The sequence below is a fragment of the Campylobacter sp. P0103 genome, assembly GCF_002139545.1.
In the GTDB taxonomy this organism is placed as follows: Bacteria; Campylobacterota; Campylobacteria; order Campylobacterales; family Campylobacteraceae; genus Campylobacter; species Campylobacter devanensis.
In genome coordinates this window covers 154,900-169,878 of record NZ_MJKG01000002.1, presented here as the reverse complement: position 1 = coordinate 169,878, position 14,979 = coordinate 154,900, and the positions used below count along the sequence as shown (strand labels likewise).

15 protein-coding genes and 1 other RNA gene are annotated in these 14,979 nt (G+C 34.1%); 3 read left to right on the top strand and 13 right to left on the bottom strand.

Annotated features, from left to right (window positions below):
* Positions 1-7: 7 nt before the first annotated feature.
* Positions 8-105, bottom strand: an RNA gene (ffs, locus tag CIGNP103_RS03570) — signal recognition particle sRNA small type.
* Positions 106-151: 46 nt separating this feature from the next.
* Between ffs and CIGNP103_RS03565 the strand changes: the two genes are divergently transcribed.
* A complete protein-coding gene (locus CIGNP103_RS03565) occupies positions 152-580 on the top strand; it encodes a hypothetical protein (protein ID WP_086225240.1) in 429 nt (142 codons plus the stop codon).
* A 148-nt stretch (positions 581-728) separates the two neighbouring features.
* Here the strand turns inward: CIGNP103_RS03565 and CIGNP103_RS03560 are convergent, their stop codons facing one another.
* The 12 genes from CIGNP103_RS03560 to CIGNP103_RS03505 all read right to left on the bottom strand — a co-directional run bounded on the left by CIGNP103_RS03560 (position 729) and on the right by CIGNP103_RS03505 (position 10,900).
* The gene (locus CIGNP103_RS03560; protein WP_086228608.1) at positions 729-1,793 is read right to left on the bottom strand and encodes an ATP-binding protein; all 1,065 of its coding nucleotides are present in this window, start codon (positions 1,791-1,793) and stop codon (positions 729-731) included.
* Positions 1,790-2,359 (bottom strand): ribonuclease HII, encoded by a 570-nt coding sequence (locus CIGNP103_RS03555; RefSeq protein WP_086225238.1) that lies wholly within the window; start codon positions 2,357-2,359, stop codon positions 1,790-1,792. Before CIGNP103_RS03555 ends, CIGNP103_RS03560 begins: the two co-directional genes overlap by 4 nt.
* Entirely contained in the window at positions 2,352-3,323 is a 972-nt protein-coding gene (locus CIGNP103_RS03550) for a DUF475 domain-containing protein (protein ID WP_086268597.1), read from the bottom strand. Before CIGNP103_RS03550 ends, CIGNP103_RS03555 begins: the two co-directional genes overlap by 8 nt.
* Positions 3,320-3,766, bottom strand: coding sequence for a nuclease-related domain-containing protein (locus tag CIGNP103_RS03545; RefSeq protein WP_086240706.1), 447 nt, complete (start codon positions 3,764-3,766; stop codon positions 3,320-3,322). Before CIGNP103_RS03545 ends, CIGNP103_RS03550 begins: the two co-directional genes overlap by 4 nt.
* Before the next feature lie 96 nt (positions 3,767-3,862).
* A complete protein-coding gene (locus tag CIGNP103_RS03540) occupies positions 3,863-4,573 on the bottom strand; it encodes an AMIN domain-containing protein (protein WP_086268642.1) in 711 nt (236 codons plus the stop codon).
* Between the two features lie 8 nt (positions 4,574-4,581).
* Complete coding sequence (locus tag CIGNP103_RS03535) at positions 4,582-4,851, bottom strand: hypothetical protein (RefSeq protein ID WP_086268596.1); 270 nt, start codon at positions 4,849-4,851, stop codon at positions 4,582-4,584.
* Positions 4,848-6,098, bottom strand: coding sequence for a phosphopyruvate hydratase (gene eno, locus CIGNP103_RS03530; protein WP_086268595.1), 1,251 nt, complete (start codon positions 6,096-6,098; stop codon positions 4,848-4,850). Before eno ends, CIGNP103_RS03535 begins: the two co-directional genes overlap by 4 nt.
* The gene (recA, locus tag CIGNP103_RS03525) at positions 6,098-7,132 is read right to left on the bottom strand and encodes a recombinase RecA (RefSeq protein ID WP_086225985.1); all 1,035 of its coding nucleotides are present in this window, start codon (positions 7,130-7,132) and stop codon (positions 6,098-6,100) included. Before recA ends, eno begins: the two co-directional genes overlap by 1 nt.
* Before the next feature lie 190 nt (positions 7,133-7,322).
* Complete coding sequence (locus CIGNP103_RS03520; RefSeq protein ID WP_086268641.1) at positions 7,323-8,387, bottom strand: glycosyltransferase family 4 protein; 1,065 nt, start codon at positions 8,385-8,387, stop codon at positions 7,323-7,325.
* Positions 8,384-9,922, bottom strand: a complete 1,539-nt coding sequence (locus tag CIGNP103_RS03515; RefSeq protein WP_086268594.1) for a glycosyltransferase family 2 protein — start codon at positions 9,920-9,922, stop codon at positions 8,384-8,386. The genes CIGNP103_RS03520 and CIGNP103_RS03515 overlap by 4 nt, the downstream gene beginning before the upstream one ends.
* An 8-nt stretch (positions 9,923-9,930) precedes the next feature.
* Complete coding sequence (coaE, locus tag CIGNP103_RS03510; RefSeq protein ID WP_086238457.1) at positions 9,931-10,545, bottom strand: dephospho-CoA kinase; 615 nt, start codon at positions 10,543-10,545, stop codon at positions 9,931-9,933.
* Entirely contained in the window at positions 10,538-10,900 is a 363-nt protein-coding gene (locus CIGNP103_RS03505) for a RidA family protein (RefSeq protein ID WP_086268593.1), read from the bottom strand. The genes coaE and CIGNP103_RS03505 overlap by 8 nt, the downstream gene beginning before the upstream one ends.
* A gap of 92 nt (positions 10,901-10,992) precedes the next feature.
* Here CIGNP103_RS03505 and CIGNP103_RS03500 point away from each other — a divergent pair, with 92 nt between their 5' ends.
* Both CIGNP103_RS03500 and purM read left to right on the top strand, forming a co-directional pair.
* Entirely contained in the window at positions 10,993-13,803 is a 2,811-nt protein-coding gene (locus tag CIGNP103_RS03500) for an FAD-binding and (Fe-S)-binding domain-containing protein (protein ID WP_086268592.1), read from the top strand.
* A 42-nt stretch (positions 13,804-13,845) separates the two neighbouring features.
* A complete protein-coding gene (gene purM / locus CIGNP103_RS03495) occupies positions 13,846-14,829 on the top strand; it encodes a phosphoribosylformylglycinamidine cyclo-ligase (protein ID WP_086241590.1) in 984 nt (327 codons plus the stop codon).
* Positions 14,830-14,979 lie beyond the last annotated feature (150 nt).

Sequence of the window (14,979 nt, the reverse complement as noted above, 5' to 3'; positions counted from 1 at the left end):
AGAAAACCTCTCCCCAGATGACTGCGGCACACACCTATAAAAAGTGCTCTGCTATGTTCCCATCCTGAAGCGGTGCTTTTTAAAAGCATTGCACAGGTCTAAGGAAAGGCGGATGAAATTATATCTATATTTTACTTAAAATAGGATTATGATGAGTTATAAATTACATTTTTTATCTATTTTTCGTGAGCTTTTTGTTCCGCATTATCGATCACTAGAGTTTAGAGCCAAGATTTTTACCGCTATGTTAATTGCTAAAAATAGTATTTTAGATAGTGATTATCAAGAGGTTGAAGAGATAGCAAAAGATATATATGGTGATGATAAAAAGCGAATCCACATCCTAGTCCAAACGGTTAAAGAGTATGTAGAAAAGGCCACTCAAGGCTCTAAATTGAATTTAGATATATTACTAAAAGATATAGATTATGAATTAAAAATGATAAAAAGATATGTCAAAAAGATTGATTTTGCGCATTTGCGTCGTTTGATGGTTAATAGTGATGAGATAGATGCACATTTTCAACAACAAGTTTATGAGTTTTTTTTAAATGAAGTTAAAATTTATTCACATAGTTAATTAGTTTATATTATATTGCAAATGATATATCTAAATAAAATGGCTCTTTTTGATTTTATCTTTTAGTTTATTTTCTATTTTTGTTTTTTCTGCTGTGATTTTTATTGTTTCTTTTTCTAAAGTACCAAACATTACATTAAGTGTGAAACTAATTAAGCCCTACAGCCCACTGCCAAAATGGCATTACATTATATGTGATTTTTTCAAATTTAGCTATTTGACTTTGTGAATTTGAGATTATATCTACTTTTTTTAAACCTAGATCATTACAGTGATTGCTTAGTTTTTTAGCTTTTAATATTGCAAGTTCAGATGGCAAAAATGGCAAAATCAAAATCCCATAACTCATATCAGGAATGATAAAATCAATTTGATTGCTATACTTTATCTCTTTTTTTAGCTTTAAAAGTTCGCAAAATACCATATTTGCTATCGTTGCTTTGGGATCTTTGTGTAGACTTAGAGCTGATTTTAGAGCAAAATTGCTAAAATATACCCGTTTTAAAGCGATATTATCGTTGATATTTGAAATAGTTTTTATAAGATTTTGATCTTCTAAATCGGTTATATTTTGATAAAGTTTGTCTTTGCTAAGTTTCATATGAGTTTTTAGAGTTTTGTAAATCTTAAATGAATTTAACGGTTGATGTATAAAATTTGCGATATTTGCTAATATCTTACTATTTAGATCTCCTTTTGATGCTTTTATATGCTTTTGCAAAAATGCCGTAGTTTCAAATTCGCTTAAAAATGGACTAAAAGCCAAATTCCCACGAATCAAAAAGTGGCTAAAAAGCGTTCTAGCTTCATAATTTTTACGATAAAATAGTATAAACTCTTCATAATCCAGCCCGAGTATTTCAAGTTGATTTAATCCATCTATATGCAAAGAATTTAGATCAGTAGAGATGATAATATTATCACAAATAGGTAGTTCTATTTTGGATTTTAGATTCTCAATTGCTAAGGCTTTGATATTTTTGGCCTTGATAAACTCATTTAAGTTATTAAGTTCTATACCAAAACTTCTTATATCATCTAAGTCTATATATAAAAAATTATCAAATTTACTTAAATGATTTAAAATTAATGAGCTTTTACCACTTCCATTGGCTCCTTTTAGTAGAATTTTAGAGCCTTCTATGCGTATTTTTCGCTCTAAAAACTCTCTTGATTTTGGCGGGTTTTGATATAAATTTTCTAAGATATTCAAATTTCATCCCCAAATAGCGAAGCCTCAAGTGCTTTTGGTTTAAAACTTTGTCTAGTTAATTCATTTGGGCCATATTTTTGTAGTGCTTCTATATGAGCTTTAACTCCATAGCCTTTATGTTTTGCGTAGCCAAAGTATGGATAAAAGCTATCAAAACGGCACATTTGCAAATCTCTACTAACTTTAGCAATTATACTAGCAGCGCTAACTTGTGGAATTTTAGCATCAGCTTTAATAATTGTCTCAATCCCATCAATACCATAATTACAGTTTCCATCATAGATGATTTGATGTTCTCTAAAGTGAAATTTAATCACCCTTAAAGCTCGTCTTAGACAATTGCTAAGCCCGATTTCATCTATAATTTTATTGTTAAAATATATGGTTACAAATTCACATTGTTGGATTAAGCTTGTATATATTTGTTCTCTTTTTTTAGGGGTTAGCTTTTTAGAATCGGTTAAATTTAACTTACTTAAATCGCTATTAAAAGCACATCCACATACAACTAGCTCACCAGCTAAAGCGCCTCTACCAGCTTCATCAACACCACAAATTTTAGTCAATATTTCTCCTTTTTAACACTGAGTGAATAAGTGCTAAGGCGATAAATAGCATACTAGCTGTGCCAGTTATAATCTCACTAACTTCGTAAAAAATTTTAATAAACATTATCACTGCTAGAGCTAAAATCGCATAGTGAGCGCCATGTTCAAGATAGATAAAACTCTCAAGTATCTTTTTGCGAACCATATAGATAGTAAGACTTCTTACAAACATAGCTCCAATACCAAGCCCAATCATAATAATAAAAATATCTTGACTCATTGCAAAAGCTCCAATAACCCCATCAAAGCTAAAGCTAGCATCTAAAACTTCAAGATATAAAAAACCCATTATCCCGCTTTTAATTCCACTTGTACTAAATATCTCATCAAACATCCCTAACCCTAAATACAGCACTATAGCACTAAAATATGCGATGGCATAGGTAGAATTTTGGGTTAGCATAATTAGGATTATTCCAGTTAAAATAGCAATAAAAAGAGTTATATTTTGAGATTTTGAAAGGGTTTTAATTAAATGATTATCCTCTAAAAGTCTAATCCATTTTGTCTCTTTTTCTTCAAAAAAGAATGATAAAAATACCATTAGTAAAAATCCGCCACCAAAGATATAAATTTGATTTTTATTACTATGTAGAGCGTGATGATACTCATCTGGATTATTTAGTGCTAAATTTAGCGTCTGTAGCATCCCCATATCAGAAGCAATTGATACAATAAGAATTGGAAATAAAAATCTCATTCCAAAGACAGCAATAGGAATTCCATAGATGATAAATCGCCTTTGCCATACTTGAGACATATGACATAAAATTCTAGCATTTACCACAGCATTATCAAAGCTTAAGCTAACTTCAAGAATAATTAATAAAATACAGATATAAACAGCAGCAAATCCACCTAAAAAATATGCTGCTACTAGACCTAAGATTGTTAAAATAAATGATGAATAGAAGTATTTCATGATTTAGAAAATAGCCTAGAAACTGTTAAAAATATCTCACTAGCTACAGATTTCAAATTTTCTTTAGCATCACTTTTGCTGATATTTGGAAAAATCGCACGCATCTCTACATTAATTGGTGTATGATTAAAGTTTTCATTAAGCACAGAAAGGATTATATTTTTGTATTTACTAGCTTGATTAAATGGCGAATTATTCTCATCAATATTGTCTAAAGATTTCCAGTTTTTAACCTCTATTATATAAATTCCAAGCATTGGGTGAATAAGTAAAATATCAATTTCGTAAATTATATTGGTATTTTGAAATTTAGCTTTTGGTATTAGGTAGTAGTTTTCATTGCTATGTTGTAAGATTGATATTAAAGATTTAATTACTATCTCTTCGCCTGCTTCGCCTTTTAGATATTTAGCTAGAAATTTTTCTATATTAATAATCCCCATACTGCTCCTTTGAGTAAGTTATAATTAAAGAATTTAAATCTCAAATTAGATCTGAATTTAGTTTACCGCATACTCAAATGCCCCAAAGGGGCTAGATTATCTAAGTGTTAGCGTATATCCATTGCCGCTTTGTCGGATAGCGTAATGATAGTTACCATCTAGGGATAAAACCACTCTATAATAATTCTTATGAGCTCCGATTGTAGCTTTTTTTAGTGGGCCTTTTTGAACCTTTATACTTTGAGTTGAAAACTCGCTACCTCTTTTAAAATCCATAACGATTTTATCAGGTTTATTAATGATAAAGTCTCTAAACATCTGATCTTTTGTGATTATTTCAATTTTAGAAGCAAATATATCAAATTTGATAAAATCCATAAATGCTATACTTTTTAGCGGTGGTTCTATTTTTGGTAGGACACTAAGCGGTTTTGGTGTAGCTTGTTTGGCTACTGCTTGTTTAGTCTGTTCATTTGTGGTAGTTACTGAGACATCTAAAGATGGAGTAGTCTCGCTACTTACTGGTGGCTGAGATAAGATAATTATATCATCGTGCCAATCAAAACTAGCATTAATATCAATACTTTTTTGTTTTATGCTACCATCTACTGATTTATAACTAAATGTTGCTGTGACAATCTCTCTAGCATCGCTTGGAAATTTAGCTACAACTCTACTTAATTTTGGTGGGTTTTCACTAATATTAGTTGAATCTAGTGTAGTAACATTAATATCATCTGGGGTAAATGGATTTTCTCTAGCTACGAGTGCTAAAACGCAGCTTGATATTAAAATAATCTTTTTCATTTTTTTACTCACTTGTAACTATCTGGATCGAGTCCGATTAGCTCGAAATACTCTTTTTGTAGAGCTGAATTTAACTCTTGGTATTTTTTTACCTCGTTACTTAGGGCAGATTTTTGCTCTTTTAAATCATATAAAACACTAGCTGAGCGACCCCCAAAGAATACATTTCCTACATATACCGCAAATAGTATAGTAACAAATATTAGCAGTGAATATGCGATAATTTTTCTAATGGAGCTAGATTTTTTACTCTCTAGCTCAGCTAGGATAGGGTTCAAATTTTATCGCCTAGATATTCGCTAGTTTCGCACTCGATTTCTAGTAAGCGATTGTATTTAGCATTTCTTTCGCTTCTACTAGTTGCGCCAGTTTTAATCTCGCCAGTATTTAAGGCTACTGCAAAATCAGCAATAAAACTATCTTCGCTTTCACCACTTCTATGACTCATAATACAGCGATAGCCATTTCTTTGTGCTAGTCTTACTGTTTGCATTGTTTGGCTTACTGTGCCTATTTGATTTGGCTTGATTAATACTGCGTTTGCGATACCTTTTTGAATTCCCTCTTTTAGGATTTTTTCATTTGTTACAAATAGATCATCGCCTACTAATTGAACCTTGCTACCTAGTTTATCAGTTAGGATTTTCCAGCCAGCCCAGTCATCTTCGCTTAGGCCATCTTCGATTGAGAAGATTGGATATTTTTCACATAATGCGGTGTATTTTTCTACTATTTGTTCACTTGTAAATTCCTTGCCTTCAAGTTTATAAACCTTACCATCATAAAGTTCGCTAGCAGCAACATCTAAAGCTAGTTTAATCTGCTCGTTTGGTTTATATCCAGCTTTTATAATAGCTTGCATAATTAGTTCAAGTGGTTCTTCATTATCTTTTAAATTTGGAGCAAATCCACCCTCATCACCTACTGCAGTACTATGTCCAGCATCATTTAGTAGTTTTTTAAGTGTTTGATAAATTTCAGCTGCAGCACGAAGCGCATCGCTAAATTTATCAAAACCAAATGGCATAATCATAAACTCTTGAAAATCAACGCTATTATTAGCATGCGCCCCACCGTTTATAATATTAAACATCGGAACTGGTAAAATAGTAGCATTTGCTCCACCAAGATATCTATATAATGGAAGTTTGCGTGAATTTGCTGCTGCTCTAGCTACTGCCATAGATACACCAAGAGCTGCGTTAGCACCGATTTTGCTAAAATTTTCAGTACCATCTAGAGCAATTAGCGCATCATCAATTGCTTTTTGATTTAAAGCGTCTTTACCGCATAACTCTTCAGCTATCATTGAATTTACATTTTTAATAGCTTTTAAAACGCCTTTACCACCAAATGCATCACCACCATCTCTAAGTTCTAAAGCCTCTCTTTTACCTGTGCTTGCACCGCTTGGGACGATTGCTGAACCGGTACTACCATCACATAGCGTTACAAATGCTTTGATTGTTGGATTTCCACGACTATCTAAAACTTCAATTGCTCTTACATCTTTAATTACTGGCATTACTCTTCCTCACTTTCATTCTCATCATCACCGCTACTCATCATGCTATCACCTATATTTTCACGGATTTTAGCTGTTATCTCATCAGCTATATTCAAATTCTCTTTTAAAAACGCTTTTGCATTCTCTCTACCTTGACCTAGTTTTGTGCTTTCATAGCTAAACCAGGCGCCGCTTTTATCGATTATATCAAGTTTTACACCATAATCTATAATTTCACCTTCTTTACTAATTCCTTCGCCAAACATTATATCAAATTCAGTCACTCTAAATGGTGGAGCGACCTTATTTTTAACCACTTTAACCTTAACTCTATTTCCAATTGGCTCTTCACTTTGTTTTAATGTGGCGACTTTTCTTACATCTAAGCGGACTGAAGCGTAGAATTTAAGTGCATTACCACCTGTTGTAGTCTCTGGAGTACCATATCCCATAGCGCCGATTTTCATACGAATTTGGTTGATAAAGACAACTGTGGTTCCCATTTTATGGACGACACCAGTAAGTTTTCTTAGGGCTTGACTCATTAGTCTTGCTTGAAGTCCTACATGCTGGTCTCCCATATCGCCTTCTATTTCGCTTTTTGGTGTTAGAGCTGCGACACTATCTACTATGATTAGATCTACTGCACCACTTCTAGCTAGAGTCTCAACAATATCAAGCGCTTGTTCACCAAAATCTGGCTGAGAGATGTAAAGATTATCAGTATCTATGCCTAGATTTTTAGCATATTTAACATCTAATGCGTGTTCTGCATCGACAAAGGCACAAACTCCACCATTTTTTTGACATTCAGCAATTAGATGAAGAGTCAGAGTTGTCTTACCGCTACTTTCAGGACCGTAAATTTCGATGATTCTACCACGAGGAATACCGCCTATGCCAAGTGCAATATCAAGTCCGATTGATCCAGTTCCAATAGCATCAATTGGCTCAATTTCCTTATCGCCAAGCCTAAGAACAGTACCTTTACCAAAGGCTTTATCAATCTGTTTAAGGGCTAAATCAAGGCTTTTTTTCTTATTTTCGTCCATTATTTTCCTTGTTTTTTTGGTTATGCAAATGCTGGTATTTTATCTTAAAAAAGCTAATATGCTAATAAAATTTACTAAATTTGAGATTTAAATTTTTATAAATTCAAGTTTTTGTGTAGTTTGTTCTCTTATTATTATAAATCAACTTTTAGTATAATATATCACTAGTAGAAGAGTTGCTAACTCTAGGTTATTTTTTTAATCCCTTAAACAGCTCCATCCACTGCTTTATCACCACCTCTTTGCTAAATTTATTTTTGACTATCTCTTTGCTTTTTTCGCCCATTTTGGCTCTTAGATTCTCATCTTGCATTAATATTTTTAGTTTATTGGCGTATTCATCTAGATTATTATCAGTGATCAAATATCCGCTTTTCTCATCTTCTATTATATCGCTTGGGCCTGTGGCGATATCAAAGGCTATGGTTGGCAAGGCATAAGTCCCCGCCTCTATAAGCACCATAGGAAGACCTTCAAAATGGCTTGCCATAGCATATATACTAGCACTTAGATACTCTTTTTCAACTTCAGTAGTAAATGGTTTTAAGATTATAGAGTTAGATAAATTTAGATTTTCTATCTTGGTTTTTATCTGCTCTTTTAGATCGCCATCGCCTACAATGTGTAGCTTCCAATCATTAAATTCCCCACTATCTTGGATTAATTTCCATATATCGATTAAGCGCAAAAAGCCCTTTTGATTGGTTTTTTCTATGCGCCCCATTGAGAGCACGACCTTTTGAGAGTAATTGGTATTTAAATTTGGGATATTTGGGATGAAATTTGGGATTAAAAATATATTTTTATGATGGCTTTGCCAAAAGCCAATCTCTTTAGAGGCTATAAGTACTATAGAATCAAAATAGTTATATCTAGCCAGGTAGCGTCCTTTTGAATTTATGTGGATGATTTTTAGATATTTTGTATTTTTATTTTTAAATAGCGGAAAATGCGGTGAGTTATTGAAAATCACAAAATCCTTATCTTTGAAATCACGCTTTAAGATATAGCTCTCAATAAATTTATAAAAGATTTTATAGAAGAAATTTTTGCGCTTATCATCAAAAGATTTATCATGTAAATATCTTAACTTCACTCTACTATCAAGCTCAAAAGCTTCACTTATTCCGCCTTTATAAAAGCTTAAAATCTCCACATCTAGCCCAGAGGCCGCATAAGCATTTGCTAGATTAGTTACAACTCTTTCAGCGCCGCCTTTTATAGTGATATCGCCTATTGTTAGCAATACTTTTATCGCCATTTAACTCTCTTTTCTTTAATGGTGTTTAGGTAAATTTGATGGTTTGATTCTAGCATTTTTCTGCTGTTTTCAGCGTGATAGAGATGATACGCAATCCCTGAAAATTTAAGCCTTCTAAGCTCTCCACCACTAAACAAAAATCTCGCCACAAACTCAGAATCCTCCCTACCCCAGCCGATAAAATTCTCATTAAATCCGCCAATCTCATCGCAATCAATTTTATAAAAGCTCATATTACAACCTCTAATTCCTTTGATGAAATCTCGCTTTTTAAAGAAATTTGCTTCTATGCTTGAGCTTTTGTAGATGAGTTTTGAGAGTATGGAATTTCGCTTGGATTTAAGAGTTTTAAACTCACTCGTATACCCTCCCCCATTTATCAATAAATCAGTTTGACTCTTATCCAAAACCACTCTTGAGCCTTGTAAAAACTGCTTTTGCTTGGCGAATTTGAGATGATCTAAAATAAAATTTCTATCTAAAACCATATCGCCATCAATGATTATGATATACTCGCTAGTTGCGATATTTATAGCTTTATTGCGAATTTGGCTCAAGCGAAAGCCCTTATCTTCTTGCCAAACATGCTTTAACTCACAAGGGAAAATCGCCTTAAATTTCTCAATCAAATTCTTTGTAGCTACACCACTTCCATCATCAGCGACCAAGACTTCATTAGGCAAATAATCTAAGTTTAAAATACTTTTTAAGACCTGCTCTAAATATTTTTCGCTATTATAAGTGGTGATGATTAGGCTCACGCTTGGCATTTGGTGATTTAGCTCATAGAGCTTGGCATACTTAAAAAACGCCCCAAGAGCATTACAAAGGCTAATCACAAAGCCCTTATAACCATACAAAAATCCCTTTTTAAAGGCGTAATCACGGATGAATTTCCACACGCTATGTAGCACGGCTTTGCCGATATTGCTCCTTTTGGCTCTATTTTGTATCGCATAAAGGGTGGAGTATTTTTGCATCTTTTCTATAAGTGTGCTTATATCATCATAAGCGTAATGTCTTAATCCATTTTTAAGTTTTATTATATTTAAATTTTTGGCTTCCAGGCTCTCATGGACGAAATTAGAATTAAATTTGGTTTGAGTTTTATTAAATAGCCTTAGGACAAAATCAGGATACCATCCACACGCCTTTATCCACTCGCCTTTATAGAGATTTTTTCTAGGTAGGGCGTAGATATTTTGTGGATTTAGATCTAAATTTGCTATCTCATCAAGGGCTTGAAATTCTAAAACCTCATCACTATCAATGCTAAAAATCCAATCATTACTAGCATAGCTAATAGCTAAATTTTTAAGCGGCCCAAAACCGATAAATTCACTAGAATAAATTTTCAAATTATTAAATTTAGCCTTAAATTCGTTAGCGATTTTTAAGGTATCATCGCTACTTTGATTATCAAGCAAGATAATCTCATCAAAGCTTTTTAAGGATTCTAAGCACTCTTTAATGGTATTTTGGGCGTTTTTGACTAGGATACAAACGCTGATCTTGGTACTAAGTTTCATATATTCCTCTAAATATTTAGGGTTTTGTATCTGCTTTTTAGTGCCGATATGAACTTATCAATTTGCAAATTTAGATGTTTCATATCTGAACTATTATCAATTACGAAATTAGCTAGACGGAGCTTCTCGTCGATTGATATTTGCGAATTTAATCTAGCCTTAGCATCATTTAAACTAATCCCATCTCGCAGCATTATGCGTTCTAAACAGATTGGCTCAAGTGCATAAACCACACAAACACTCTCAAACTCATTATAAGCTGGCGCACTCTCAAAATATAAAGGTAGATCAACTAAATATGGTTTTTCTTTCTCTTCAAGTTCGCTAGCACTATCAAAAATTTGTTTTCTAATAAGCGGATGGAGCATATTCTCAAGCCTTTTTTTAGCATTTTCATCGCTAAAAACTAGCTTACCAAGGCGCTTTCTATCAACCTTTTTATCACTTATAAATTCATTGCCAAATTCATTAGCGACTCTCTCCCAGCACTCATCTAAAAGCTCATGTGCAATCTCATCAGCATCAATCACGCTAAAGCCATAAACTCTAAGTAGATTTACAACTGTGCTTTTACCACTACCAATAACCCCAGTAATTACTATAGCATTTTTAAATTTACTCAATGGAAGCTATGACCTCTACTTCTACTTTTACACCTTTTGGCAATTCTTTTACTGCTACAGCACTTCTAGCTGGATATGGCTCACTGAAAAACTCAGCATAAATTTCATTCATTTGAGCAAATTCAGATATATCAGTTAAAAATACAACTGTTTTAATGATATTTTTATAGCTTAAATTTAGCTCTTCTAAGATCCCGCCTACATTTTTCAAAGCTTGGGTTGTTTGGGCTTTGATATCGCTTCCTACTACCTCACCACTATCTGGATCTAGAGGGATTTGACCGCTACAATATACTAAATTTCCTACCACTCTATAAGCACTATATGGGCCAATTGCTTTTGGATAATTTGACATTTTATTTCCTTAAATGAAGTTTGGCTATATTAGCATAAAATAAGTTCAAATTTGCTAAAATCAGCCAAATTTTAGCTACAAAAGGATCTATTATGCAAGATTATGAAGGATTTTATAAGGCCGCTTTTAAGCTCTTTGATGGTAGAGTTTATAAAGATTATTTACGCCGATTTTGCTATGGTGTGGAGGCCTCTTGCTACTCATATATACCAAAGCTAGTTTTAATGCTAAAAAGCGAAAAAGAGATTATAAAGGCTTTTGAGCTATCTCGTAAATTTAACACTCCACTATGTTTTAGGGGTGCTGGGACTAGCCTAAGCGGTCAAAGCTCGTGCGATACGGTGCTAGTTTGTTTGGATTTTAGATGGGATCATATGAAGGTTAGTAGAGATGCTAACTCTATAAATTTAGGTTGTGGGGTTATCGGCGAAAATGCTAATAAAGCCCTAAAACCGCTAGGCAAAAAGATCGGCCCCGATCCTGCTACTATCGCTGCGGCGCAAATTGGCGGAATTGTCAATAACAACTCAAGCGGAATGTGCTGTGGGGTCAAGCAAAACTCATATAACACGCTAAAATCCATTAGAGTAATTTTAGGTGATGGAACTATCCTTGATAGCTCTGACGGCTTAAGTGTGGCTAGTTTTAGAAATAGCCACAAAGATTTAATAGAGCAAATTCTAAATTTACGCTCTCAAATCCTAGCTGATACTGAGCTTTGTGAGCTTATAAGGCGAAAATATAAGATCAAAAACACAACTGGCTATAGCATTAATGCCCTTTTAGATTATAGCGACCCAATTGATATTATCACTCATCTATTTATCGGTAGTGAGGGGACTTTGGGTTTTGTAAGTAGCGTAGAATTAGAGTGCGTGGATGATGAGAAATTCAAAGCCTGTGCGCTTTTATTTTATGATGATATCTTAAAAGCGGCTAAGGTTGTGGAGATTTTGGCTAAATTTGAAAATGAGATTTCTAGTGCTGAAATAATGGATTATGGCTCACTTAAGGCCGCTTCTAAATTTAAAGGCGTGAGCGAGATTTTGCCTGATATTAAAGATGGTGAAGTTTGTATTTTGATCCAGAGCCAAAACAACTCTCAAGATAGATTAAATGAGCAAATTCAAAAGATAAAAGATGCGATCAAAGACTATCCAACCAGTCAAGAGATGAAATTTAGCTTTGATGAGAGTGAATTTGCTAATTGGTGGAAGATTAGAAAAGGGATATTTCCTATCGCTGCTACGGCTAAAAGGCCCGGAGGTAGCGTAATCACAGAAGATATATGCTTTGAGATTAAAGATCTTGGAGAGGGGATTAAAAGTCTTCAAGAGCTATTTAAAAAGCATGGATTTGAAGATAGCGCTATAATTTTTGGCCACGCATTAGCGGGTAATTTACACTTTATAATTACGCCTGATTTAAACCAAAATAGCGAATTTGAGAGTTTTGCAAATTTGGTTGAAGATATGTCTTTGATGGTTTCAAATTTTGGCGGAAGTATCAAGGCCGAGCATGGCACCGGTAGGATGGTAGCGCCATTTGTAGAGCTAGAGTGGGGAGCAAAAGCTTATGCCATAAATAGAAAAATCAAAGAGATTTTTGACCCACACACTCTAATAAATCCCGATGTAATCATCACAGATGACAAAGAGATATACAAAAAAAATATCAAGCAATCAGCCATTATAGGAAATGAATTTGATGATTGTGTGGAGTGTGGATTTTGTGAGAAAAACTGCCCATCTAATAAGCTAACTCTAAGCCCACGCCAAAGAATAGCCCTAAAAAGAGAGATACAAAGACTAGGGGCTTTAAGTGATAAAGCTAGTAAAAAGCTATTAAAAGAGCTAAAAGATGGAGCCAAATACTTCTTAAATGAGAGTTGCGCAGCCTGTTCTATGTGCGAAGAGCTATGCCCTGTTGGGCTAAATACGGCCAATTTAGCCCTAAATGAGAGAATAGCATACGCAAGCGATACAAGCAAAAAGATCGCTCAACTAGCAAATTCCAATTTTACCACCACGCTAAATGGCGCCAAATTCGCTCTTGCAGCATCAAATTTATTAAACACGAATATGGTAAGAAAGCTATCATTTAAAGCAAATGAGATTATCAAAACTCCTGTTTTAAGAGAGTATCTCCCACGCAAAAATAGCTATAAATTGATGGATAAAAACTATGGATTTAATGAAAGTGTGGTATATTTCTCAAGTTGTCTAAATAGATCTTTTGCCCCAAATCAAAATCTAAATGACAAACGCCCTATCCAAGAGGTTTTTGAGTCTTTGTGTAAAAAAGCTAAGATAAATGTGATCTATCCAAATGAGATTAATGATATGTGCTGCGGGAAAGTCTTTACCAATTATCCAGATACAAAAGAGCTAAATAGAGCTAAAAATATAGATATCTTAAAAGTCGCTACAAATGATGGCAAATATCCTGTGGTGATAGATCACGGCGCTTGCTCTTATGAGCTGATAAAATCGCTTAAAGATAGATTTGAAATTTATGATTTGAGCGAGTATCTACTAAAATTCATCGCCCCAAAACTCACTATTTCTAAAGCCAACCACGCTATAGGGCTATACACAATGTGTGCTAGTAAAAAACTTGGACTTGAAAATACTATGATGAGTTTAGCTAAGCTTTGCACTAAAGGGCAAGTTATAGTCCATAGCGATACTGCATGTTGTGGTTTTGCTGGGTATAAAGGGTTTTTTACCCCGCAACTTAACTTACACGCCACTACTAAATTTAAGAGATTTTATCAAAATAGTGCAGTAAATATAGGATTTAGCAACTCTAGCACCTGTGAAATCGGGCTAAGCGAGGCAAGTGGATTTAGCTGGCAGCATATTGCTTATTTACTAGATAGTGTTAGCATTAGCCAAAAATAAGTTCAAATAGTGTAAAATCACGAAATTTAAAAGAGGTGAAAAATGATAAGTTATAAAGACGCAGGTGTAGATATAGATGCTGGAAATAGCTTTGTTGAGGGGATTAAACCATTTGTTAAATCGACTCTAACTCCAAATGTAATAGGTGGAATAGGATCATTTTCTGGAGCATTTAGACTTCCAAGCGGATATAATAAACCAACTCTTCTAGCTGCAACCGATGGTGTAGGAACAAAACTTCGCCTAGCAATAGATAGCGGTAAATTAGATAGTGTGGGGATTGATCTAGTTGCAATGTGCGTCAATGATTTAATATGTAATTTTGCTACTCCGATGTTTTTTTTGGATTACTATGCAACTGGTAAATTAGATATAAACTCGGCCAAAGAAGTAGTAAGCGGTATCGCCAAAGGATGCGTGATAGCCAAATGCGCTCTAATAGGTGGCGAAACGGCTGAAATGCCTAGTATGTATAGCTCTGGGGATTTTGATCTAGCTGGATTTGCTGTAGGTATAGCCGAAGAAGATGAGATCGATAGGACTAAATTTGTAAATGAAGGCGATATCTTAGTAGCGTTGCCAAGCTCAGGCCTTCACTCAAATGGCTTTTCACTAGCAAGGGCGGTGATCAAAAAAGAGAAGTTGAATTTGGGTAGTGAATTTGAGGGTAAGACGCTTTTAGAGACGCTTTTGGAGCCTACTAGAATTTATGTAGATGAGTTTTTACGCCTTAAAGATAGCATAAACGCAATGGCTCATATAACTGGTGGCGGTATAGTCGAAAATCTCCCTAGAGTCTTGCCAAATGGACTTGGCGCAAAGATCCGAAGAAGTGCTATCAAAACGCCAAAAATCTTTGAATTAATCGCCAAAAGCGTAGAGCAAAGCGAGATGGATAGAACGTTTAACTGCGGTGTCGGTATGGTATTAGTAGTGCCAAATGATAAAGTTGATTATGTATTAGCTAATAGTGATGGGTATATAATTGGCCAGATTATCAAAGGTAGTGGCGTAGAGATGTTGTAGGCTTTGTGATTATTTATTATGCACTATCACAAAGTATTAATATTAAGGCAATTTTTGGTAAAAAGCATTTTTAAATTCCAAATTTTGTCTTTTTTAAAATGTTTTTAACAGATGAGCATTGTAAAAGTAAAATTTATAATGCTTTAGATA